Genomic DNA, 22,812 nt, shown 5'->3' with positions numbered 1-22,812 from the left:
TATATCGACCACGATACACCCAAAAAGCAGTACGACCTCGCCGGCCTCAACGCACCCCAGATCGCACGCGCCGCACGCGACGCCCTCGGCCAGGACCAGGCCATCAGACCCGCCAGAGCTTAGGGGCCTCTCAGGATCCGGCACGCGACAACTCCGGTCGCGTGCCCGTGATCTTTGGATGAACACCTATACATCCAGGGAAGAAGCCGTAGATCGTCCTCGCGACCGGTGCGCGGGGTTCTCCAGCGCGCGGCCGCGCCATGGACCACCCTCCCCGCTCCCCTGACGCGAGACGCGACTTGCCCAACCGGACTTCCCTGATCGGCCGTATCGTGGCGCTCAGCGCCAACCGGCCCTGGACGGTCGCGCTGCTCGGCCTTCTCCTCTCCCTCGCGGCGCTTTTTTACACCGCGCGGAATTTCGCCATGACCACCGACACCGCCGAGCTGATCTCGACGGAGCAGGCCTGGCGCCAGCGCGAAATCGCCTATGCCGCGGCCTTCCCGCAGCAGAAGGACCTGATCCTGGTGGTGCTGGATGGCGCGACGCCCGAGCTGGCCGAGGCCGCTGCGGTGCGCCTCACCGCCGCGCTCGAAGAACAATCCGGGCTGTTCCGGAGTGTTCGGCGCCCGGAAGGTGGCCCCTTCTTCGCCCGTAACGGCCTGATGCTGCTTCCGCTGGAGGATGTGCAGGCTACAACGGAGCAGCTCGTCGCCGCACAGCCCTTCCTGGGGCCGCTTGCGGCCGATCCCAGCCTGCGTGGCGTGCTGACCAGCATTTCAACGGTTCTGGAGGGCGTCACGCGCGGCAGTGCGACGCTGGGCAACATCGAACCGCTCATGACGGCCCTGGCCGACACGGCCGAAGCGGCCCGGTCGAGTCGCCCGGCCTTTTTCTCGTGGCGGAATATCATGGCCGGCAAGCCGGCTGGCCCGCGGGAGACGCGACGCTTCATCCTCGTCCAGCCCGTAATGAACTACGGCGCACTCCAGCCCGGGGCGGCCGCCAGCGATGCCATCAGGGCGACAGCCGCGTCGCTCGGCCTGGACCCGGCCCATGGGGTGACCCTGCGCCTGACCGGCCCCGTGCCGCTGGCCGATGAGGAATTCGCCAGCCTGGCCGAAGATGCGGGGCTGGTGACAGGTATCATGGTTGCGGCGCTGGTCGGCATCCTGTGGCTGGCCGTGCGTTCGGTCCGCTACGTGGCCGCCATCCTCGTCACGACGATCCTTGGCCTGATCATCACGGCCGGGCTGGGGCTGATCGCCACCGGGCGCTTCAACCTGATCTCCGTGGCCTTCATCCCCCTTTTCGTCGGGCTGGGCATCGACTTCAGCATCCAGTTCAGCGTCCGCTGCCTGGCCGAGCGCCTGATCCAGCCCGACCTGCAATCAGCTCTTGTGGCCGCCGGGCGCGGCGTCGGCCGAGCCCTGACCCTGGCGGCGATGGCCATCGCCGTGGGCTTCTTCGCCTTCCTGCCGACCACCTATGTGGGTGTGGCCGAGTTGGGGGCGATTGCGGGCATAGGGATGTTCGTCGCCCTTGGCCTGAGCCTCACCCTCCTGCCGGCGCTGCTCGTGCTGTTGCGGCCCGGCCCGGGCGGGATGGCGGAGATGGGCTACCACGCCCTGGCGCCGGTCGAGCACCTCCTGCACCGGCGCCGGCGGGCGGTGCTGACGGGGGCAGGCGTGCTGGCAGCCATTTGCGTCGCGCTGCTTCCCCTCGTGCGGTTTGACTTCAATCCCCTGCACCTCCGCAGCCCGAAGGTGGAGTCCATGTCCACCCTGGCGGATCTGATGAGAGACCCGGACCGGACGCCCAACACGATCATCGTCATGGCCCCCTCCCTCGCCGAGGCGGAAACACGGGCCGAGCGCCTGGAAGCCCTTCCGGAGGTGTCGCAGGTCGTCACCCTGGACAGCTTCATCCCCTCTCGACAGGAGGAGAAGCTGGCCCTGATCGCCGATGCGGCGATGATCCTCGGGCCGACGCTGGAGGCGCTGGCCCCCCTTCCCCCGCCCACGGATGCGGAGCTGGTCAGCAGCCTGGAGAGCACTGCGGCGGACCTCCGGCGCGCCGCGGCGCAGAAGGACGATTCTGCTTCGGCGGCGGCCCGGCGGCTCGCCACGGCCCTGGAGGGCTTGGCCTCCGCCGCACCAGAAGCACGAATGGCGGCGACGGGGGCCGTGGTCATGCCGCTGCAGGTGCTGCTCGGCCAGATCCGCGACATGCTCCAGGCTGCCCCCGTGACGCCCGAGACGCTGCCGCCTGACCTTGTGGCCGATTGGATCGCCCGGGACGGAAGCGCGCGGGTGGAGGTGTTTCCCCGCGGGAACCCGAATGATGACGCGCTGGTCCAGCGTTTCGCCCGCGCGGTTCAGGCGGTGGCACCGGATGCGACGGGTACCCCGATTTCCATCCATGCGGCGGGCGACAGCATCGTGACGGCCTTTCTTCAGGCCGGGGTGCTCTCAGGTGTCGCTATCACCCTGCTGCTGGCCCTGGTGCTGCGGCGGGTGCGGGATGTCGTGCTGACCATGATCCCTGTGCTGCTGAGCGGCCTGCTGACCCTCGCTACCTGCGCGGCCTTGGACCTGCCGCTGAACTTCGCGAACATCATCGCCCTCCCGCTGCTCTTTGGCATTGGGGTGGCCTTCAACATCTATTTCGTTATGGCCTGGCGCATTGGGGAGCACGATCTGCTGCAATCCAGCCTGACCCGCGCCGTGGTCTTCAGCGCGCTGACCACGGCAACAGCCTTTGGCGCCCTGTGGCTCTCCAGCCATCCCGGAACCGCCAGCATGGGGCGACTGCTCATGATATCGCTGGGCTGGGAGCTCCTTGTGACGTTGATCTTCCGGCCGGCTCTTCTGTCGAACCCGCCGAAGGAGCTGCGGGGGGCCTGACCCGCAGAATCACCGTGTCGTGCGCATGGAGTGGCTGTGCCGGCCCGGTGCAGACTCTATGCTTCTTCCATGCGACTCCCCCATCTCCTGCCCCTCCTTGCCGTGACCCTCTCCCTCGGCGCCTGCGCGACGCGGGGAGCCGATAGCGAGATGGCGGCCACCCCGGGCGATCCGCTCGAGCCCGTCAACCGCCAGGTGCTGGACGTGAACCTCGCGGTGGATGACGCGGTGCTCAAGCCAGTGGCGAAAGGCTACCGGGAGGTGGTGCCGGAATATGGACGGAACCGCATCCGTTCCGTCCTGAACAACATGCAGGAACCGCGCATCCTCGCGAACAACCTGCTCCAGGGGCGGCTTCTGGATGCGGGCCACACAACCCTGCGTTTCGTCTTCAACTCCACCATCGGACTTGGGGGCCTCTACGACGTCGCGACGCCCTGGGGCATTGCGCAGCGCACCGGGGATTTCGGGCAGACGCTGCATGTCTGGGGCGTCGATAGCGGGCCCTTCCTTATGCTGCCCCTGGCCGGTCCCTCCAATGTGCGTGACACGGTGGGCATGGTCAGCGATGGCTTCCTGAACCCGATCAGCTGGGCCCTGCCCTTCGAAGGGAATCTCGCCCGCGGCGCGGTGTCCGGCGTGGACCTGCGTGAGCAGAATATCGAGGGGCTGGACGCGCTGCGCAGTGGTTCGCTCGACTTCTACGCGCGGCTTCGCAGCGTCTGGCAGCAGCGCCGCAACGCGGAGCTGGGCCTGCAGGACGATGCCGGGGACCGAGTCGACGTGCTGGAGGATCCGGGAGCGGCCGCGCCGCCCCCGTGACGGATCAGCCCTGGAGGAGCCCGACGGTGCGGCGGCGCAGTTCGGCGACCAGCCGCTCCGGCCCGCCTTCCCGCAGCAGGTTGGTGAATTCCGACCGGCGGGAAGCCAGCTCGCTGATCGTTCCGGTCAGGTAGACATCCACGATCCGCCAGGATCCGCCGGAAGACCGCATCAGGTAGTTCAGCTGTACCGGCGCGTCATTCACCCGGTTCAGCGTGGTCCGTACCATCTGGTCACCGTTCTGCAGTGCCTGGGTGCCCGTGGTCGTGAAGCTTTCGCCCGAATAGCCGTTGAACTGGCTGGCATAGGTGGCGATCGACCATACCGAGAAGGCCTGGACGAGCTGCGCCTGCTGGTCCGGCGTCATCCGCGCCCAGGGCGGGCCGACGGCGATTCGCGTCATGGCCGGCAGGTCGAAGGCGGCTTCCATGGCTGGCCGCAGCCGATCGAAGCGGCCACGGACACCGAGTCGGCCGGCATCCCGCATCATCTCGATCAAGGTGGCGTGGAAGCGTTCCACCACCTGCGCCGGCTGGGTCTGGGCCTGGGCTGGCCCGGCTATCGGCAGCGCAGCGGCGACGGTCAGCAGGAGGCGCCGGGTCGGGCCGTGGAGGGGACGGAAGGCGACGGAATCAGCCATGCACCGGCCTCTATCACAGCCACCCCGGGATGGTGAGGGGTCGCTTCAGGCGACAGCCTCACCGTGCCGCGATGTTCCGCGGAGGAAAATCCCCACGGCATGACGGATGCGCCGGCGCAGCGCCTCCGGCGCGATGGCGGCCGTCACGCCGATCAGCATCTCATGGTGGAAGGAGCCCAGAGCCATGCCCATGAGCATGCGGGCCGCCTCCCCCGCATCGCCGAAGACATGCCCGCCCTTCCGCTCAAGCTCCTCCAGATAGCCCTCGAGCGCCAGGCGGGCGGTTCCCGCGCCGCGGCGCTCCGCCGCCTCCAGCAAAGCAGGGCTATGGGTGTACTCGGCCATCAGCATGCGCAGCACCGCGACGGCGTTGTCGCGCAGGATGAAACGGCCGCTCTCCTCCAGGAACTCGACCAGCGCGGCGTCCGGCGCCTTGGACCGGTCGATTCCGACCTGGCAAACCTCGTCCTTCGCGCGCTCCAGCAACCCGAAGAACAGCTCCTCCTTCGAGGCGAACAGCTTGTAGATCGTCTTCTTGGAGCAGCCGGCCCGGCGGGCGATCCCGTCCATCGTCGCCACATGGAAGCCTTCGGCCGTGAAGGCGGCCTCCGCGGCGGAAAGGATCCGGGCAAGCACTTCGGAAGCCTCCGCCCGCTCCTCCCGGCCCAGCCCGGCCTCATCCGTTACATGCTGATCCATTCACACGCCTTCCCAAGTCCTTGCTGCGATGCAATATCGGCTTGACGGGCGAATAGAAACTAACCAGTTTCCCCAGCCCCGGAAACTGCTAAGTTTCCGATGAAAGCTGAATGCTCGCGGGATGGCCGACATGCGTTATCTGCCCCTCAGCCCGGTCGTGGCCCGGCCGGTGCGGCGGCGTGGCCTGTGCGGGGGCGCCCTGGCGCTGACCCTCCTGGTCCCACTTCTGGCCGCATGCGACGAGTCCGTGAAGGCGGAGCCGGCACCGCCGCCACCGCCCCCCGTGACGGTCATCCGTTTGCAGCCCCAGGCAGTGCCGATCCAGACCATCCTGCCGGGCCGGACCTCAGCCTTTCAGGTCGCGGAAATCCGCCCACAGGTGAATGGCGTGCTGCAGGAAAGGTTGTTCCGGGAGGGCGAGGCCGTGAAAGCCGGGCAGCCCTTGTTCCAGATCGACCCCGCCCCCTACCGCGCAGCCCTGGCCAGCGCGGAGGCGAATTTAGCCAAGGCGCAGGCGACCCTGCAGACCGCGCGGACGACCGTGAACCGCTATCGCCCGCTCGTCTCCCAGAACGGCATCAGCCGGCTGGATTACGACAATGCGGTCGGTGCCCAGCGCCAGGCCGAGGCCGAGGTCGCCTCTGCCCAGGCGGCGGTGGACTCGGCGCGGATCGACCTGGCCCGCACCCGCATCGTTTCGCCCATCGACGGGCGCACCGGGCGCGCCCTGCTCACCGTCGGCGCGCTGGTGACCGCCAGCCAGACCAGCCCGCTGCTGACAGTCACGCAGCTGGACCCGGTCTATGTGGACCTGACCCAGCCCGCGGATTCCCTGCTCCGGCTGCGGCGAGACCTGGAAGCGGGGCGGCTGCGGCGCAACGCCGAAGGCGCGGCGGAGGTCCGCCTGCTGTTCGGGGACGGCACCGAGTATCCCCTGCCCGGAAAGCTGCAATTTTCCGAGGTGACAGTGGACAGCGATACCGGCTCCGTCACCCTGCGTGCCACCTTCCCTAACCCGGATGGGATGCTGATGCCCGGGCTTTTCGTACGGGCGCGGCTGGAGGCCGGGGTGGCGCACCAGGCGCTCCTGGTTCCGCAGCAGGCCGTCTCCCGCAACCAGCGCGGCGAAGCGACGATCCTTGTGCTGGACGACCAGGGCGTGGTGCGGCAGCGGGTGATCCGCACCCAGCAGAGCATCGGCAACAAGTGGCTGGTCAGCGAGGGTCTTTCCGCTGGGGACCGCGTGGTGGTCGAAGGCGTGCAGCGCGTGCGCGATGGGGTGAAGCCCGAAGTCACAGAGACTACCGTCGAGGAACTGGACCGGCGCCCCACGCCAGCCGGGGCCGCGCAGGCGGAGAGCTGAAACCGCCATGGCACGCTTCTTCATCGACCGGCCCGTTTTCGCCTGGGTGATCGCCATCGGCATCATGCTGATGGGCCTGCTCGCCATCCGCAGCCTGCCGATCGCGCAGTACCCGACCATCGCCCCGCCCACGATCCAGATCACCGCCAGGTATCCCGGCGCCTCGGCCGTGACGGTGCAGAACACTGTGGTCCAGATCATTGAGCAGCAGATGACCGGCCTGGACGGGCTGCTCTACTTCACCTCGCAGAGCAACCGGGACGGCACGTCCCAGATCTCGCTGGTCTTTGCCCAGGGCACCAACCCGGACACGGCCCAGGTGCAAGTGCAGAACAAGCTCTCCCTAGCCCAGCAGCGCCTGCCCCAGGCCGTGCAGCAGCAGGGCATCCGCGTTACCAAGGGCGCTACGAGCTACCTGCTGGTGGTCGCCTTTGTCTCGACGGATGGCCAGCTATCGACCAACGACCTGGCCGACTATGTCGGCTCCACCGTGCAGGATCCGCTCACCCGCACTTATGGCGTCGGCGACTTCAACCTCTTCGGATCGCAATACGCGATGCGGATCTGGCTGGATCCGGACAAGCTCAACGCTTTCGATCTGATGCCGTCCGACGTCACCGCTGCGCTCTCTGCGCAGAATGTGCAGGTGGCCTCGGGCGAGCTGGGCGCGCGCCCCGCCGTCCCCGGCCAGATGCTGAACGCCACGCTGATCGGCCCCTCCTATCTCACAACCCCCGAGCAGTTTGGCTCCGTCCTGCTGAAGGTGAAGACCGATGGCTCGCAGGTGCGGCTGCGGGACGTGGCGGAGATCGAGCTGGGGGCGGAAAACTACGCCTTCAGCAACGTGTTCAACGGGCGTCCGGCGGCCGGCATCGCGCTCCAGCTCGCCCCCGGTGCCAATGCCGTGGCCACCGCGGAAGCGGTGCGCGCGACGATCGATTCGCTCCGCCCGACCCTGCCGCCCAATGTCGAGGTCCAGTATCCGCTGGACACCACGCCCTTCGTGCGGATCTCGATCCACGAGGTCATCCGGGCGCTGATCGAGGCCATGATCCTCGTCGTCGCGGTCATGTACCTCTTCCTGCAGAACCTGCGGGCGACGCTGATCCCGACCCTGGCCATCCCGGTGGTGCTGCTCGGGACCTTCGCGGTGCTCTTCCTGGCGGGCTACTCGATCAACACCCTGACCATGTTCGCCGTGGTGCTGGCGATCGGCCTGTTGGTGGACGATGCGATCGTGGTGGTCGAGAATGTGGAGCGCGTGATGGAGGATGAGGGGCTCTCCCCCCTGGAAGCCACGCGCAAGTCGATGGACCAGATCTCCGGCGCGCTGATCGGCATCGGCCTGGTGCTCTCGGCCGTATTCCTGCCGATGTTCTTCTTCGGCGGCTCGGCCGGCGTGATCTACCGGCAGTTCTCGCTGACCATCATCACGGCCATGACGCTCTCCGTGCTCGTGGCGCTGGTCTTCACCCCCGCGCTTTGCGCCACCCTCCTCAAGCGCCCGAAGCACGGGCAGAAGCGCGGCTTCTTCGGCTGGTTCAACCGCAACTTCGACCGCACCAGCCGCGGTTATGCCGGGGGCGTGCGCCGGCTCGTCACCCGCCCGGCTCGCTTCCTGCTCATTTACGCGGCCCTGGCCGTGGGAATGGGCGTCCTCTACACGCGCCTGCCCACCTCCTTCCTGCCGAATGAGGATCAGGGCGTGATGTACGCCCAGGTCTCGACCCCGCCCGGCGCCACAGTGGAGCGGACCCAGCGCGCCCTGAACGAGCTGATCCAATACCTGATCACCGACGAGAAGAACGTCGTCGACTCGGTCATGGGGGTCACCGGCTTCAACTACGGCGGACGCGGCCAGAACGCTGCGCTGACCTTCATCCGGCTGAAGGACTGGGAGGAACGCCCGGGCGAGCAAAACTCGGTGCAGGCCTTGTCCCGCCGGATCATGGAGCGCTTCGGGCGCTACCCGGACGCTCAGGTCGTCGCCTTCGCGCCGCCCCCGGTGCGTGAGCTGGGCAACGCCACCGGCTTCAACATGCAGCTTCTCGACAATGGCGGGCTGGGGCGTCAGGCGCTGCTCGCAGCGCGGGACCGGCTGCTTCAGGCCGCAGCGCAAAGCCAGGTGGTTACCAATGTCCGCCCCAACGAGCAGAATGAGGAGCCGCAATACAAGCTGGACATCGACTGGGAGCGCGCGAGCGCCCTGGGCCTGACCATCGCCGATGTGAACAGCACCCTCACGGCCGCCTTCGGTGCCTCCTATGCCGGTGACTTCATCAACCGGGGACGGATCAAGCGCATCTACCTGCAGGGCATGGCGCAGGCGCGCATGCAGCCGGAGGACCTGTCGCGCTGGTATGTCCGCAACGGCGCCGGGGAGATGGTGCCCTTCTCCTCCTTCGCCTCGGCCCATTGGGAGGTGGGCTCGCCCCGCCTCGCCCGCTTCAACGGTATCAGTGCCATCGAGATCCAGGGCGACGCCGCGCCGGGGCACACCACCGGCCAGGCCATGGTGGAGATGGAACGGATCGCGAAGGAACTGCCCCAGGGCATCGGCGTCGCCTGGAGCGGCCTGTCCTATGAGGAGCGGGCCTCGGGCTCCCAGGCCATGGCGCTCTACGGCATCTCGATGATCGTGGTCTTCCTCTGCCTCGCGGCCCTGTATGAGAGCTGGGCGATCCCGGTCTCCGTGATGCTCGTCGTGCCCCTGGGCGTGCTCGGCGCCGTTGCGGCAACAATGCTGCGAGGCATGTCGAACGATGTGTATTTCCAGGTCGGCCTGCTGACGACCATTGGACTCTCGGCCAAGAACGCCATCCTGATCGTCGAATTCGCGAAGGAGCATTTCGAGGCTGGGGAGAGTCTGATCGACTCCGCCATTCACGCGGCGCGGGAGCGCCTGAGGCCGATTCTGATGACCTCACTGGCCTTCGTCCTTGGTGTCGTGCCGCTGGCCATCTCCACCGGCGCTGGCGCGGGCGGGCGGCAGGCCATCGGCACGGGCGTGTTCGGCGGCGTGGTCACCGGCACGGGCCTGGCGGTGTTCTTCGTGCCGCTGTTCTTCACCGTGGTGCTGCGCCTGTTCCGGACGAAGCGGGCAAGCGAGGTCCAGGCGCGGCGGGACGAGGAGAAGGCGGCCCACCAGCCGGCTGGTGCCGACTGAGCCTGATGGCAAGCGCGCTTCGTTGATGAAAACAATGAGGGGCCGGGGGAGAATTCTTTCTCCCCCGGCCCCTTTCCTTTACCGCTCCGCCTACGCGACAACTTCTCCGTCGCCGAGGTAAGGGCGGCGCAGCTCTCGGCCATGGCGCGCGACATGGCGGCGCAGGGCCCAGAGGCGCTGGCAGTGATCTGCACCAATCTTCGCGCCACCCCGCTGGTCGAAAAGCTGGAAGCCGAATTGGGCCTGCCGATCTACGACACCATCGCGACGGTGGTGTGGAAAGGCCTTCTGCTCACGGGCGTGGACCCGCGCCGGGTGACGGGCTGGGGAAGGCTGTTCCGGGAAGTGGGGCCAGGCTGAGGAGCGCGCGCCTTAGCGCGGCGCGATGCTCATCGCGAAGCTGCGGAGGTCGCGCGTGGCCGTGCGGAACACGGCGTTCTGGCGGTGCTGCCGCTCCCCCGCCAGCTCCGGCACGCGGCGGGTCACATATTCGCCCAGGGCAAGGGCGCTCACCCGTCCATCGGCATCCTTGGCCGCCCGGCCACGCAGCCCCTCGCGCAGCGCATAGGCGAAGACACCGTTCTGGTTGTCGTAGCTGTCCAGCGCCTCCTGCACCGAGGAGGCGGCGGCGAGGAGATAGCGGCCGGTTTCGTTGCCCAATGCAGAGAGGCTGTCGAGCGCGATCTGGCCGGCATAGCAGGTATCGATCAGCAGGAAACCGTCCCGTGCGCGTATGCCGGCCAGGGCCGTGATCAGCGCGTCGTCGTCCAGCGCACGGCGGGTGATATCGGCCATGGTGCTGGGTTGGCCGATATCAGAGGGAATGAACAGGAAGCCTCCGTTCTGCTCCACCCGCACGCCATGGCCGGCGATGTAAAAGACGAAAGTGTCCTGCGGGCGCACTGTCCGGGCCGCATCAGCCAAGGCGCGCAGAATGCCCTCCCGCGTCGCCTCCCCGTCGGTCAGCATGGTGGTGTCCACGCCTTCGTAGAGGCCAGCGCCGCCGGTACGCAGTGCCTCCACCACGGTGCGCGCATCGGGAACGGCGAATTGCAGGTTCATGTCCTGGCGGCCGTAATCATTCACCCCAACCGCCAGCACCACCAGCCGCCCGGCACCCGGTGGCGGGGCGGCCTCGCCCTCGCGCCGGAGATCCAGCGCCGGCCCCTCGGCGAACAGGGTGCGGTCGGCGGCGTAAAGTCGCGTCGTGATGCTGTTCGGGCCGGGGTCAAGCGGCACCTCGGCATGGATCGGCACCGGAGTGGCCAGGGCGCGGCTACCAGCATCCGGCCCATGCTTCGGCCCGTCCACGCGCACGGCGATGCGGCCATTCACCAGCACATCCAGCGGGCCGAGGCCCAGGCCGCGATCCTGCGGCAGCACGGTGAAGCGCAGTGCCGTCGCGCCGGCTGGCAGCGTTGCCTCAGTCCAGGGCAGGACCGTGCAGGACCCGTCCGGCATCACCACGCAGAGTTCACCCGGCCTTGCGGTGGGCGTATGGCCGATCCGGTCACGCAGCCCAGCCAGCACATTGGCGTTCGGCATCTGCCCGGCCACGCGTTGGCGCACGGCTTCCGGCGCGTAAAGGGCGCGATAGGCCTGCTGAAAGCTCGCCCATTCCGGCGTGGCGGCGCGACCGCCATTCAGATGCACACCAACCAACTCCTGCCCACCCGAGGCGCCATGGTCGAACAGGCCCTCAGGCGTCCACATGGCCCAGCGCAGCGTGGCGGGCTGCAGGAACAACGCCGCGCGCTCCGCGATGCGGCCACCGGCCAGGCCGTACCAGCGCAGGGTGCCATCGGCATGGGCAGCGACGGCAAGACTGCCATCGGCCGAAACCGCCAGGCCCCAGGTGGCGCCCGGCCCGGGCAGCGCATCCACCAGCGCGCCGCGGGAGTCGAACAGGCGCAGATGCGTGTCGGTGCCCAGCAGGAAGCCGCCTCCATTGGGCAGCACGGCGGCGCTGCGGGCATATTCGCCAGAGCCGAGCGCGACCGGGCGGCCATTCAGACGGGGCTGCGAGGAATCACGCCACTGCGACAGGGTGATGCCGCCAGCCGTCTCCATGGCCGAGAACACTCTATCCCCCGGACGGTCCTTGGCGAGATCGAGTTGCCCCCGGGTGGCGTCGAAGGTGAGCGGCGCCATTCCCCGGCGCGCCACGAAGCGCAGCCGCATCCCGTCCGCGCTGACAGCCAGGGCGCTGCCGGTGGAACGGAAGTCAGAGGTGGCCGCACGCGGCGCCAGGGCCAGCGTGCCATCCGGCGCCACGCGGCCCCAGCCCGGATCGGCGGCAGCGAAGGCCACGCCGCCACGCGGCAAGGGCAGGATCTGCGCGATGGAGTCATGGGCCGCGGCGACGTCACTGGCCGGGCCAAGGCCGAAATCGGCCCAGCGCCGGATGACGAAGCTTCGGGGCATTTCTGGCACCTGTGCTGCGGCAGGCGTCAGCGCCGTGACGGGCGGCTCGGCGGGCGTGTCCGCGGCTGGTTGCGGCGCCTGGGAGGGGGGAAGGCGGATGCCGCGCCCTCCTGCCTGCGGCGCTGCGGGGGCTGCCGCAACGGCTGCACTTCGCGCCGGCTGCAAGTTGCGGCGCGCATAACCGCCGGCATGGAGCTGCACGCCACCCCTTCCGTCGCTGGCCCAGGCCACGGCCGGCAGCCCTTCCCCGTCCAGCCCGGCCGTGTCAGGCAAAGCCACGCTGCGAAAATCCGGCAAGGCCAGGATCTCAACGCGCAACCGGTTCTCATAGCCCACCGCGACCAGCGTTCCGTCGGGAGAAAGGGCCAAGCCGAAGGGACGGCCGCCCGCCACCGGCGCACGCTCCCCAAGCTTGCGGCCGCGCGGATCGTAGAGTCGCAATTTCCCGTCTGCGGAACTGCTGACGAGGCGCCCGGCGATATCAAAGACCACCATGCGCGCCGGGCCGCCGTAATCCGGATCGTCGAAGACCGGGCGTCCGGTCCGTGCATCCCAGACGCGGATGCCGGCCCGGCCGCCCAGGGCCGCTGCCAACAGCGTGCCGTCCGGAGAGAGCGCCAGATGCTGGATGGGCGCTGGCAGCCCTGGCAGCCGTGCCGCCAGCCGTCCCGCTACGGTATCGAAGACATAGATGCAGTAGGTGCCGTCCCAGCTCCGGCAGGTGCTGCCCGCTGCGAAGGCGCGGCTCCCATCCGGGGAGAGGGCGACCGCATAGAGCTCGCCCTCCTCCGCCGGGCCGATCGGCGGGCGCAGCACGCCACGGGGATTTCCGTCGGGCAGGGACCAGAGGCGCAGCGTCTTGTCATCGCTCACGCTGGCCAGCAGGCGGCCGGCAGCATCGGTGGCCAGGCGCGCGACGGGTGCGGTGTGCGCCCCCGTCTCGATCCGCAGGATGGGCTGCTGCGGTGGCTCCTGCTGCGCCCAGGCGGGTTGCGTCAGGGCTGCCGCGGAGAGCAGCAGCGCCGCAAGCAAGCTGCGCATGGGTTGTACTTCGCTCAGCCCGCGGCCAGTTCGAACCCGCTGGCCGCAGCGGTCTGCGCCTGCGATACGCTCTCCGCGAAATTGTCGCGGCGGGCGACGTTGCTGGCGGCAAGGGAGCGCGCGTCGCCGTTGCTGGCGGCTGGCACCGGGCGCGGCGCCTCGCCCAGGGAGCGCGTGTTGGCGAAGGCCTCGCTCGGCACATAGCCGCGCTGCCCGGTATCCGTCTCGACCAGGACGAAGTTGTTCCGGGCGGGCTTGGCCTTCACGCTCTGCCGCGCCGGCACGCTGCCGATTTCAGGCGAGGCCGGATCCGGCCGCAGGCGGATCGGCGCCTCGCGGCGGGTCTGGACGGGACGCAGCGGCGCCTCGCGGGTCGCGGCCACCTGCGCCTGGGCGGTGCGGGCCACGCCGGGCTCGAAGCTCTCCACGGCGGTGTCGAACTCGGCGCCACGCTTATTGATGTTCTGGCTGATGCTCTGCGCGAAGGCGATCTCGCGCTGCGTACGCTCGCGGAGCTGGGCCATCTGCGCCAGCCCGGCCTCACGGCTCATGCTGCCGTTGCGAACGGCCGTGCGGATCTGCTCTGCCTGGCGGAAGCGGCAGTCCATGAGCTGGTCGAAGGCGAGCTGGGAACGATCGAGCTGGGCGTTCTCGCGTTCGAGATCCGAGGCCACCGCCATGCGGAGGCTGGCCTGGTCCTTGTTCCGCTGCTGCATCGCATAGAGATAGCCGCCAGCCGCCCCGACGGCGCCGCCCGCCGCCGCGCCGATCAGTGCGCCGCGCCAGTCGCGCCCGATCAGGCCACCCGCCGCTGCACCGCCCAACGCACCGATGGCGGCGCCTTTCAGGATATCCTCGGCGAAGAAGTCACCTGTACTGTCCAGGGCGACAAGCTGTTGGCGGCAGGAATCCGTGCCGTCATCCACCCCGATGCGGCCTTCCCGCGTCAGCGGCGTGGCGCAGCCGACGAGGAGGCTGAGAGAGGTAAGGACGGCGACGGCCCGCCGTGCTGGGGATGCCATGGAACCGGGTTTCCTGGTGTGACTGGCTCGAGAGCGAGATTCGAACGTTACGGTGAGGGGCGGATTACCGCCAAGGTTCTCCTCCCGAAAGGGATACACGCCGCGACACAAGCTCACGAATTCGTGATAACGGCGGACAGACCTCATGCCCAGGATGCGGGCTGAGGCGTAGTTAGCCCCTCCAACTGCGTTGATCGCTGCTGTCCAACAGTTCCTGCGACCGGCAAACTCGAAACGGGGCTGGTCCGGCGCTTCCCACCTCGCCCGGATCCAATACCAGCGCGATGGCATGCCCTTTGCCCGACCCGCGCCAGGCGCTTTGAATGGCACGGGCATCAGGAGATCCACCGGGGTGGAGATCGGCATCGATATTGGCGGCACCTTCACGGATGCCGTGCTGCGCGGCCAGGACGGGGCGCTGCTTTCCCTCAAAGTGCCGAGCACGCCGGATGATCCGGCACGCGCCGTAGGCCATGCGCTGTCCCGGCTGCTCGGGGGCAGTTCGGGCAGGCCGGAGGCCGTGCGCCGCTTCCTGCACGGCACGACGGTGGCGACCAATGCCATCCTGGAGAACACCGCTGCCCCTGTCGGGCTGATCACCACGCGCGGCTTCGCGGACGTGATCGAACTCGGGCGCATGACGCGCGCCTCCAACTACGACCTGCTCTTCGGCCCGCAGACACCGGTCGGGCTGGTGCCGCCAGAGCGGCGGATGGAGGTGACCGAGCGGATCGGCGCCGATGGCAGTGAGTGGGAGCCGCTGAATGGGGCGGAGGTCGCCGCGGCAGCGCGGGCGCTGGAGGCCGCCGGCGCCAAAGCGATCGCCATCTGCTTCCTCTTCGCCTTCCTGGACCCAAGACATGAGCGGAGGGCGCAGGAGATCGTGCGCGCCACCTGCCCGGGGATGGCCGTCTCGCTCTCCTCGGAGGTCGATCCGGCGCCGCGCGAATACGAGCGGAGCTGCGCCACCGCCTTCGACGCGGCGCTGAAGCCCGTCATGAGCAATTATCTCGGGCGGATCGAGGGCATCCTGCAGGACCTTGGGATCGGCGTGCCGCTACAGGTCATGCATTCGCGGGGTGGGCTGCTCGGCGCCGTGGCGGCGCGTGGAAAGCCGATCCGCCTCACCCTCTCCGGTCCTTCGGCGGCGGCCATCGGCGCGGCCGCGGTGTTGCGTGGCGCCGGCCTTCAGGATGGCGTTTCCATCGATGTCGGCGGCACCAGCGCCGATGTGGCGGTGATCCGGGGCGGCGCGCCGGCGCTGCGGATGGACGGGATGATCGGTACCTTTCCCGTGCGCGTACCCACGGCGGATGTGCTGGCCGTGGCGGCGGGCGGCGGCTCCATCGCCTGGATCGACGATGCAGGCGGGTTGCGCGTCGGGCCGCGCTCTGCGGGGGCGGCGCCGGGGCCGGCCTGCTACCGGCGCGGCGGCACGCGGCCGACGGTGCTGGACGCCTCGGTCGTGCTCGGGCTGGTGGACCCGTCGCACTTCGCCGGCGGCGAGTTGGCGCTGGACCCACAGGCAGCGGCCGAGGCCATTGAGCAGGAGGTCGCGGGGCCGCTCGGCCTCGGCTTGCGCGAGGCGGCGGTCGCCATCCATCGCGTAATCAATGCCGTCATGGCGGAAGCCGTGCGGAGCGTGACCGTGGCGCGTGGCACCGATCCGCGCGAACTGCCATTGGTGCCAGCGGGCGGCGGCGGCGGCCTGCACGCCTATGCCATCGCGGAGGAGTTGGGCCAGACCCGCATCGTGGTGCCCGCCGCCCCCGGCGTGCTGGCCGCAACCGGATTGCTGGACGCGCCGCTTGAGCATGACGCGGCGCGCGGCTTCGGCCGCGTGCTCGACGATCTGCCGGACGCCGAACTGCGCGCGGCCATCGCCGCGCTGGTGGCCGAGTGCCGCGCCGCGATGGAAACCGAGGGCGTGGATACCGCGGGCACCGAGACCCTGCTGACCGCCAGCGCCAGCTTCGTCGGCCAGGGCCACAGCCTGGAGGTGCCGATCCCGGCGGATACAGATGCGCCAGGCCGCGCCATCGCGCAGGGCTTCATCGCCGCCCATCGTGCAGCCTATGGCCATGCCCGCCAGGCACCGGTGCGGCTGGTTTCGCTGCGCGTGGTGCAGCGCCTGCGCGCGCCGGTGATCGATGCCGTCTCCAGTGCCGTCAAAGCTGCCGCGCGAAGCATCCGGATGGCGGTGATCGACGGCGTGGCGCAGGAGGTGGCGGTGGTGCCGCGCGGCTCCCTGGCCGCCGGCGAAATTCTCGCCGGCCCGGCGATCCTGGAGCAGGACGATACCACGCTGGTGGTGCCGGCGGGCTGGCGCGTTACCGCCCATCCCACGCATCTGATGATGGAGCGCGCCCGATGAACGCCGAACGGCTTGACCCCGCGACCATCGAGATTGTCCGCCGCCGGCTGGAGGCCATTGCGGAGGAGATGCAGGGCGTGATGCTGCGCTCGGCCGTCTCGCCCATCGTGCGGGAGGCGAATGACGCCTCGGCCAGTCTCTTCCTGCCGGACGGCACGGTGATGGCCCAGTCCATCTCCCTGCCATTGCTGCTGGGATGCCTGATGCCCGCCGTCTCGCGCATGTTGCGCGACTTCCCCGTGGCGCAGATGCGGCCGGGCGACGTCTATCTGATGAACGACCCCTATGACGGCGGCACGCATATCCCGGACGTGTCGCTCATGGTGCCGGTCTTCGCGGAGGATCGGGTAATCGGCCTAGCTGCCACCATCCTGCATCATCAGGACATGGGCGGGCTGACGCCGGGCTCGCTGCCCACCACCTCCACCGAGATCTTCCAGGAAGGGCTGCGCCTGCCCCCGCTGCGGCTGGCCCGGGAGGGTGTGACGGATCAGCAGATCCTGCGGATCATCTCGTTGAACACGCGCACGCCCGACGCCTTCTCCTGGGATCTGGACGCTCAGGTCGCGGCTTGCCGCGTCGCCGCCATGCGGATGGAGGAACTGGCTGCGCGCCATGGCGCGGACGCACTGACCGCGATGATGCAGGAGCTGGTACGCCGGGCCGAGGCCGCGACCCGCGCCGCCATCCGTGCCATTCCCGACGGAAGCTGGACCTATGAGGACGCGCTGGACAATGACGGCGTGGATCTGGACCGCGAGGTGCCGATCAAGGTCCGCGTAACCGTCGCGGGCGATGAGATGACCTTCGACTTCACGGACAGCTCGCCTCAGGTGCGTGGGCCGGTGAATGCGGCGCCCGCTGGCGTAATGGCCGGCTGCTTCTTCGCGTTGCGCGCCGTCACAGGGCCGGACATCCCAAACAATGGCGGCTGCGCCCGGCCGCTCCGTGTCGTGCTGCCGGAAGGGTCGGTGCTGAATCCGCGCATGCCGGCGCCGCTGAATGCGCGCACGGGCACGGTGAAGCTGCTGACCAACGCCATTCTCGGCGCGCTGGCCCAGGCGCTGCCGGACCGCATCCCGGCTGCCAATGCGGGCACCTCCACCGTGATGGCACTGTCCGGGCGACGGGCGGATGGCTCGGCCTGGGTAGTGACAGAGGTGCTGGCGGGCGGCAGCGGCGGCTCGGCAATCGGGCCGGGGGTGCATGGCGTCTCCACCGATGTCGGCAACACCATGAATCTTCCGGTGGAGGCCATGGAGACGGACGCGCCCGTGCGCGTTCACCATTATCGCGTGCGGCGCGGCTCGGGCGGCGCGGGGCTGCATCCCGGTGGCTGCGGCATCGACAGGGAATACGAGGTTCTGCGTGGTCCCCTCACCCTCACCTTCCGGGGAGAGAGGCATCACCACGCGGCAAGGGGCAGCGCCGGCGGCCAGAACGGCCAGGTAGCGCAAGCCTGGGTGATCCGCGCCAACGGAGCGCGGGAGGAAGTGCGGTCGAAGCTCACCACGGTGTTGAACACGGGCGACCGGTTGCTGATGGGCACTGCCGGCGCCGGAGGTTGGGGACCATCCGCATGAAGAAGAGACTTGCCGCGTCGCTGCTGCTGTCCTGCATCTCACTTGGCGCCCTGCCCCGTCCGGCGGCCGCGCAACTGGACACGACGCGCCCGATCCGCATTCAGGTGGGCTATGTCAGCGGCAGCTTCGATGCGACCGGACGCATCATCGCGGATGGGCTGCGCGATCGGCTTGGCGTGAACGCGATCGTGGAGAACCGTCCCGGTGCTGGCGGCTCCATTGCTTCCGACTACGTGGCCAAGGCGCCGGCCGACGGCACGGTGATCCTGATCGGCGGCGCGGGCACGCATGGCGTCACGCCCGCCGTGCGCAGGAACCTGCCCTTCGATGCCGCGCGCGACTTCACCGCCATCGCGCGCGTCTCCGAATTCCCCAACGTCATGGCGATCTCGGCCCGGGCGCCGGTGCACAGCGTGCAGGAATTCATCCGCTGGGCCCGGCGGCCCGGCGGGGTCAATTTCGGCTCCTCGGGCACCGGCACCTCGATTCATCTCACGGGCGAACTATTCCGGCTGCGCACAGGGCTGGAGATGACGCATGTGCCCTATCGCGGAAGCGCGCCAGCGGTGCTGGACCTGCAGTCAGATCGCATTCAGGTGATCTTCGACAACCTGCCGAATGTCTTCGGCGGCATCCAGGGCGGTACGCTGCGCGCGCTGGCCGTCACCTCGCCCGAACGCGTGCCGACCTTGCCGGAGGTGCCGACCATGGCCGAGGCCGGGATGCCGGATTTCGTGGTATCGAGCTGGGTCGGCGTCTTCGGGCCGGCGAACATGAATCCGAAAACGGTGGAGCAGCTCTCCGCCGCGATTATGGACACGGTGCGGTCAGCCATGGGCCAAACCCGGATCGCCAATCTCGGCGCTCGCCCCTCCCCCGCCGGCCCGGCCGAGTTCGACGCCATGTGGCGCGCGGATATGCGGCGCTGGTCCGAGGTGGTGCAAGCCGCAAAGATCGAGCTGGACGACTGAGTCCCAGAGCGGCTTCGGGGCGACGGAACCAACCTATGTTGGTCCCGCCGCTCGCCTGATCGGCCTTGATGGGGCCCGGGCGGAGGCCGATTCGCACCGGATCTCCGGACGGCTCCCCCAACCGACGGGGCCGTGCGGGGGCCTTCGCAGCCTTCCACGAACCCGGCTGTCAGGAATGTGACAATGCCCGGCACGTCCCACCGCTTCCGCCCTCTGGCCCGCCCTGCGGGGCGCTTCCATGATGGCGGCTCGACGAAGCAGGACGGAACGTGTGCGGCATGGCGGCGTGATCGATCGGTCCCCTGCGGGTCGTTCGACCGGGTTCGGCTTCCCCGATGCCGTCGTGCTCGACATGGACGGGACGCTGCTCGACACGGAAGGCGCCTATCGCGCGGCCTTCATGGCCGCCGCGGCGGCCTTGGGGCAGGAGGTGCCGGATGCGTTCTATGCAACGCTCGTCGGCGTCTCGAGCCGCGAGCGCGGCACGTTGATACGCGCGCGGTTCGGGCCGGATTTCCCGTGGGAGGACTGCCTTCTCGACTACCGCGCCCGAAAGGCGCGGCTGCTGGAGGGTCCTTTACCCACGAAGCCAGGGGCGGTGGAGCTGCTGGAGGAGCTGACCGCCCGGAAACTGCCCTGCGCGGTGGCGACCTCGGCCAGCCGCCGCACAGCCTTGGCGGCCCTCGGACGGGCAGGGCTGCTCGAATCCATCGCGACGCTGGTAACGCGCGACGATGTTTCGGCCGGCAAGCCACATCCCGCCCTGTTCCTGCGCGCGGCGGCGGAACTCGGCGCCACGCCCGCCCGCTGCATGGCCGTGGAGGATTCCCCACCTGGCGTCGCGGCAGCGCAGGCGGCCGGGATGCGCGTGGTGATGGTGCCGGATGCCGTGCCACCCTCTGCCGTGCCGCGCAGCGCGGGGCTGACTGTGGCCGAAAGCCTGCTGGATGTGGTGGCGCTGCTCCGGCGCTTACGCAATGGTGAAGAGTGCGTGGCTTGATGGTCCGGGCGGGGCAGCCAGGATTGTCTCTGGATTTCCGGACGGATTCGATGCTCGCCCATTTCTCCGCGTGCCCCTTCCCGGATCACCCGGCCGCATGAGGCTGGTGATTTTCGGACTCGCCGTTTCCTCCTCCTGGGGAAACGGCCATGCGGCGTTGTGGCGCGCATTGATTGCCGCGCTGATCAGTGATGGCCACCGCGTAACCTTCTTCGAACGCGACGTTCCCTATTACGCCGAAAATCGCGACCTGCACGCCCTGCCGGAAGGTGGCGAACTCGTGCTGTACCGGGACTGGGCGGAAGCCCTGCCCCGCGCACGCCATGCCCTGGCCGAGGCCGATGCGGGCATGGTCACCTCCTACTGCCCGGACGCGGCGGAGGCGACGGCACTGGTTATGGACAGCCGCGCGCTGCGCGTCTTCTACGACCTGGACACGCCCGTCACCCTGGCTCGGCTCGAGGCCGGGGAAGCCGTGGGCTATATCGGGCCGGAAGGATTGGGCGGCTTCGACCTCGTGCTGTCCTATACCGGTGGCGGCGCGCTGGATGCGCTGCGCGACCGGCTCGGTGCACGCCGCGTGGCGCCGCTCTATGGCTCCGCCGATCCGGCCATCCATTGCCCCGCGCCGGCGCCGAGTGACAGGGCTGCGCTATCCTATCTCGGGACCTATGCCGCCGACCGGCAGGCGGCCCTGGACCAGCTTTTCCTGGAACCGGCCCGGCGGCGCCCGGAACGCCGCTTCGTCATCGGCGGCGCGCAGTACCCGCAGGATTTTCCCTGGACGGTGAATACCTGGTTCCTGCGACATCTTCCGCCGCCCGAGCACCCGGCTTTCTATGCCGCGTCTCGGCTCACGCTGAACATCACGCGTGAGGCGATGGCCCGCTCGGGCTGGTGCCCCTCTGGCCGGCTCTTCGAGGCCGCAGCCTGCGGCGTGGCGATCCTGTCGGACTCGTGGGCGGGGCTGGACGCGTTCTTTGAGCCGGGACGCGAGATTCTCATCGCCCGCTCGACAGAAGAGGCGCTCGCAGCCATCGACCGCTCCGATGAGGAACTGGCCCTGGTGGCGCGGCGCGGGCGCGAGCGCTGCCTGGCCGAGCACACGGCACAGCGGCGGGCGCGTGAGATGGTGGCGGCGATCGAGGCGGCCGCTACCCCTGCCCTGACCTCCGTGCCAGGCGCGGGCGCATGAGCCGCGCCACGGCGCCCCGCGTCTGGGGCATCATCCCGGCCGCGGGGCAGGGCACGCGGATTCAGCCCCTCGCCTTCTCGAAGGAATTGCTGCCGGTGGGCAGCCGCGTGGATGAGAACGGCGTGGAACGCCCGCGCGCGGTGAGCGAGCACCTGGTCGAGCGCATGGTGTTGGGTGGGGCGGACCGGATCCTTTTCGTCATCTCGCCGCTGAAGTCCGACATCATGCGCTACTATGGCGGGCATTACGGCACGGCGAACATCGCCTATGCGGTGCAGGAGCGCGCCGCCGGGCTCTGCGACGCCATCTTCCGCGCCGTGCCCTTCGTGGCGCCGGAAGAATGCGTGCTGGTGGGATTGCCTGATACGGTTTGGTTCCCCGCCGATGCGCTGCGCCGCCTCCCCGATGACCGCCTGAGCTTCCTGCTCTTTCCCGTCGATCAGCCCGAACTTTTCGACGCGGTGGACACGGATGGGGATGGCCGCGTGCGCGAGGTGCAGGTGAAGCGGCCGGACCCGGCGACGAACTGGGTATGGGGAGCCTTCAAGATGCCCGGCGCCACGCTTCACGCCTTGCATGACCTCTGGGAAGCGCGGGAGCGGCAGGATGAATATATCGGCACGCTGGTGAATGCCTGGATCGCCCGGGGCAACAACGCCTGGGGCGTCCGGGCCGGCATCAGCTATGTCGACACCGGCACGCTGAACGGATACCGCGATGCATCCCGGCTGCTGGAGCTGCCAGCACCTTTGGCGAGCCGTGACCTGGAGGGAGAAGAGCTTGAGCGTGACTGACGGCTGGACGGCCGAACGCATCGCCGCCCGCGCCGCCGAGCTGGGCCCGTGGTTTCACAACCTGAACCTGCGCGGCGTGCGCACCGCGCCGGACCATTTCCTCGGCGATTATCCCGCGAACAAGTTCCGTGGCTTCGCCCATGCCCTGCCCGCCGACCTGACGGGCAAGAGCGTGCTGGATATCGGCTGCAATGGCGGCTTCTACGCCATGGAGATGAAGCGCCGCGGCGCGTCCCGCGTGCTGGGCGTGGATTTTGACGAGGATTACCTGGCCCAGGCGCGTTTCGCCGCCGAAGTGGAAGGGCTCGACATCGAGTTCCGCCGCCTTTCCGTCTATGACGTGGCCCGGCTCGGCGAGCGCTTTGACGTCGTGGTGTTCATGGGGGTGCTCTATCACCTCCGCCACCCGCTGCTGGCGCTGGACCTGATCTACGAGCATGCCGCGGGCGACCTGCTGCTGTTCCAGTCCCTCCAGCGCGGCAGCGAGCGCGTCGCGCCCGTGGCGCCGAACTACCCCTTCAGCGAAACCGAGGTTTTCAATGACCCGGGCTGGCCGAAGATGCATTTCATCGAGCACGCCTATTCCGACGACTTCACCAATTGGTGGGCGCCGAACCGTGCCTGCTCGGCCGCCATGCTGCGCTCGGCCGGCTTCTCCATCGAGGCGGAACCGGAGCCGGAGGTTTTCGTCTGCCGTCGCGCCAAGCGGAACCAGAACTTCTACGGCGCCGTCTATCCCGCGCGCGGGACGGAGGATGCGGAGGGGGGTGGCATCGCGCCCTTCGATGAATCGAAGGGCTCGTCCGCCTGAA

The 22,812-nt window shown here is 69.0% G+C and carries 15 protein-coding genes and 1 pseudogene; 12 read left to right on the top strand and 4 right to left on the bottom strand.

The genetic code is table 11. The features are described from left to right. The first annotated feature begins 299 nt into the window (after positions 1-299). A complete protein-coding gene (gene hpnN, locus ACO1BU_RS16295) occupies positions 300-2,906 on the top strand; it encodes a hopanoid transporter HpnN (RefSeq protein ID WP_424137021.1) in 2,607 nt (868 codons plus the stop codon). 69 nt (positions 2,907-2,975) lie between these two features. Beyond that, complete coding sequence (locus ACO1BU_RS16290) at positions 2,976-3,728, top strand: MlaA family lipoprotein (RefSeq protein WP_424137020.1); 753 nt, start codon at positions 2,976-2,978, stop codon at positions 3,726-3,728. Positions 3,729-3,732: 4 nt separating this feature from the next. Here the strand turns inward: ACO1BU_RS16290 and ACO1BU_RS16285 are convergent, their stop codons facing one another. Together ACO1BU_RS16285 and ACO1BU_RS16280 are read right to left on the bottom strand one after the other, a co-directional pair. After that, positions 3,733-4,368 (bottom strand): ABC transporter substrate-binding protein, encoded by a 636-nt coding sequence (locus ACO1BU_RS16285; RefSeq protein ID WP_424137019.1) that lies wholly within the window; start codon positions 4,366-4,368, stop codon positions 3,733-3,735. 45 nt (positions 4,369-4,413) lie between these two features. Further along, on the bottom strand, positions 4,414-5,067 hold the full coding sequence (locus tag ACO1BU_RS16280) for a TetR/AcrR family transcriptional regulator (RefSeq protein ID WP_424137018.1): 654 nt from the start codon (positions 5,065-5,067) through the stop codon (positions 4,414-4,416). Positions 5,068-5,197: 130 nt separating this feature from the next. Between ACO1BU_RS16280 and ACO1BU_RS16275 the strand changes: the two genes are divergently transcribed. From ACO1BU_RS16275 to ACO1BU_RS16265, 3 genes and pseudogenes are all read left to right on the top strand, one after another. Continuing rightward, positions 5,198-6,430 carry an efflux RND transporter periplasmic adaptor subunit gene (locus tag ACO1BU_RS16275; protein ID WP_424137017.1) on the top strand — a complete coding sequence of 411 codons (1,233 nt, stop codon included), beginning with the start codon at positions 5,198-5,200 and terminating at the stop codon, positions 6,428-6,430. A gap of 7 nt (positions 6,431-6,437) precedes the next feature. After that, positions 6,438-9,596: an efflux RND transporter permease subunit gene (locus ACO1BU_RS16270; RefSeq protein WP_424137016.1), complete on the top strand. Its 3,159-nt coding sequence runs from the start codon at positions 6,438-6,440 to the stop codon at positions 9,594-9,596. Between the two features lie 111 nt (positions 9,597-9,707). Further along, a pseudogene (locus ACO1BU_RS16265) lies at positions 9,708-9,956 on the top strand (hypothetical protein); the annotation flags it as partial. Between the two features lie 12 nt (positions 9,957-9,968). Here the strand turns inward: ACO1BU_RS16265 and ACO1BU_RS16260 are convergent. Both ACO1BU_RS16260 and ACO1BU_RS16255 read right to left on the bottom strand, forming a co-directional pair. Next, positions 9,969-13,061: a caspase family protein gene (locus tag ACO1BU_RS16260; RefSeq protein ID WP_424137015.1), complete on the bottom strand. Its 3,093-nt coding sequence runs from the start codon at positions 13,059-13,061 to the stop codon at positions 9,969-9,971. A gap of 14 nt (positions 13,062-13,075) precedes the next feature. Beyond that, positions 13,076-14,083: a YMGG-like glycine zipper-containing protein gene (locus tag ACO1BU_RS16255; RefSeq protein WP_424137014.1), complete on the bottom strand. Its 1,008-nt coding sequence runs from the start codon at positions 14,081-14,083 to the stop codon at positions 13,076-13,078. A 352-nt stretch (positions 14,084-14,435) separates the two neighbouring features. Between ACO1BU_RS16255 and ACO1BU_RS16250 the strand changes: the two genes are divergently transcribed. The 7 genes from ACO1BU_RS16250 to ACO1BU_RS16220 all read left to right on the top strand — a co-directional run bounded on the left by ACO1BU_RS16250 (position 14,436) and on the right by ACO1BU_RS16220 (position 22,811). Further along, the gene (locus ACO1BU_RS16250) at positions 14,436-16,457 is read left to right on the top strand and encodes a hydantoinase/oxoprolinase family protein (protein WP_424137013.1); all 2,022 of its coding nucleotides are present in this window, start codon (positions 14,436-14,438) and stop codon (positions 16,455-16,457) included. After that, positions 16,454-18,040: a hydantoinase B/oxoprolinase family protein gene (locus ACO1BU_RS16245; protein ID WP_424137012.1), complete on the top strand. Its 1,587-nt coding sequence runs from the start codon at positions 16,454-16,456 to the stop codon at positions 18,038-18,040. The genes ACO1BU_RS16250 and ACO1BU_RS16245 overlap by 4 nt, the downstream gene beginning before the upstream one ends. Beyond that, positions 18,037-19,011, top strand: a complete 975-nt coding sequence (locus ACO1BU_RS16240; RefSeq protein ID WP_424137011.1) for a Bug family tripartite tricarboxylate transporter substrate binding protein — start codon at positions 18,037-18,039, stop codon at positions 19,009-19,011. Before ACO1BU_RS16245 ends, ACO1BU_RS16240 begins: the two co-directional genes overlap by 4 nt. Positions 19,012-19,297: 286 nt before the next feature. Continuing rightward, entirely contained in the window at positions 19,298-20,011 is a 714-nt protein-coding gene (locus ACO1BU_RS16235) for an HAD family hydrolase (protein WP_424137010.1), read from the top strand. A gap of 97 nt (positions 20,012-20,108) precedes the next feature. Continuing rightward, on the top strand, positions 20,109-21,206 hold the full coding sequence (locus ACO1BU_RS16230) for a CgeB family protein (protein ID WP_424137009.1): 1,098 nt from the start codon (positions 20,109-20,111) through the stop codon (positions 21,204-21,206). Further along, positions 21,203-22,000 carry a sugar phosphate nucleotidyltransferase gene (locus ACO1BU_RS16225; protein WP_424137008.1) on the top strand — a complete coding sequence of 266 codons (798 nt, stop codon included), beginning with the start codon at positions 21,203-21,205 and terminating at the stop codon, positions 21,998-22,000. The genes ACO1BU_RS16230 and ACO1BU_RS16225 overlap by 4 nt, the downstream gene beginning before the upstream one ends. After that, on the top strand, positions 21,993-22,811 hold the full coding sequence (locus tag ACO1BU_RS16220; RefSeq protein WP_424137024.1) for a TIGR04290 family methyltransferase: 819 nt from the start codon (positions 21,993-21,995) through the stop codon (positions 22,809-22,811). The genes ACO1BU_RS16225 and ACO1BU_RS16220 overlap by 8 nt, the downstream gene beginning before the upstream one ends. Position 22,812: the final 1 nt, after the last annotated feature.

It is taken from the genome of Roseomonas chloroacetimidivorans (assembly GCF_049629625.1).
GTDB classification, from domain to species: domain Bacteria; phylum Pseudomonadota; class Alphaproteobacteria; order Acetobacterales; family Acetobacteraceae; genus Roseomonas; species Roseomonas chloroacetimidivorans.
The sequence above is the reverse complement of the archived record's forward strand: the minus strand, read 5'-3'. Positions and strand labels throughout refer to the sequence as shown.

What these genes read in the sequence shown, in the direction of transcription:
- ACO1BU_RS16290 (WP_424137020.1), top strand. Translation starts at nt 2,976, where the DNA reads ATGCGACTCCCCCATCTCCTGCCCCTCCTTGCCGTGACCCTCTCCCTC.
- ACO1BU_RS16285 (WP_424137019.1), bottom strand. Translation starts at nt 4,368, where the DNA reads ATGGCTGATTCCGTCGCCTTCCGTCCCCTCCACGGCCCGACCCGGCGC.
- ACO1BU_RS16280 (WP_424137018.1), bottom strand. Translation starts at nt 5,067, where the DNA reads ATGGATCAGCATGTAACGGATGAGGCCGGGCTGGGCCGGGAGGAGCGG.
- ACO1BU_RS16275 (WP_424137017.1), top strand. Translation starts at nt 5,198, where the DNA reads ATGCGTTATCTGCCCCTCAGCCCGGTCGTGGCCCGGCCGGTGCGGCGG.
- ACO1BU_RS16270 (WP_424137016.1), top strand. Translation starts at nt 6,438, where the DNA reads ATGGCACGCTTCTTCATCGACCGGCCCGTTTTCGCCTGGGTGATCGCC.
- ACO1BU_RS16260 (WP_424137015.1), bottom strand. Translation starts at nt 13,061, where the DNA reads ATGCGCAGCTTGCTTGCGGCGCTGCTGCTCTCCGCGGCAGCCCTGACG.
- ACO1BU_RS16255 (WP_424137014.1), bottom strand. Translation starts at nt 14,083, where the DNA reads ATGGCATCCCCAGCACGGCGGGCCGTCGCCGTCCTTACCTCTCTCAGC.
- ACO1BU_RS16245 (WP_424137012.1), top strand. Translation starts at nt 16,454, where the DNA reads ATGAACGCCGAACGGCTTGACCCCGCGACCATCGAGATTGTCCGCCGC.
- ACO1BU_RS16240 (WP_424137011.1), top strand. Translation starts at nt 18,037, where the DNA reads ATGAAGAAGAGACTTGCCGCGTCGCTGCTGCTGTCCTGCATCTCACTT.
- ACO1BU_RS16230 (WP_424137009.1), top strand. Translation starts at nt 20,109, where the DNA reads ATGAGGCTGGTGATTTTCGGACTCGCCGTTTCCTCCTCCTGGGGAAAC.
- ACO1BU_RS16225 (WP_424137008.1), top strand. Translation starts at nt 21,203, where the DNA reads ATGAGCCGCGCCACGGCGCCCCGCGTCTGGGGCATCATCCCGGCCGCG.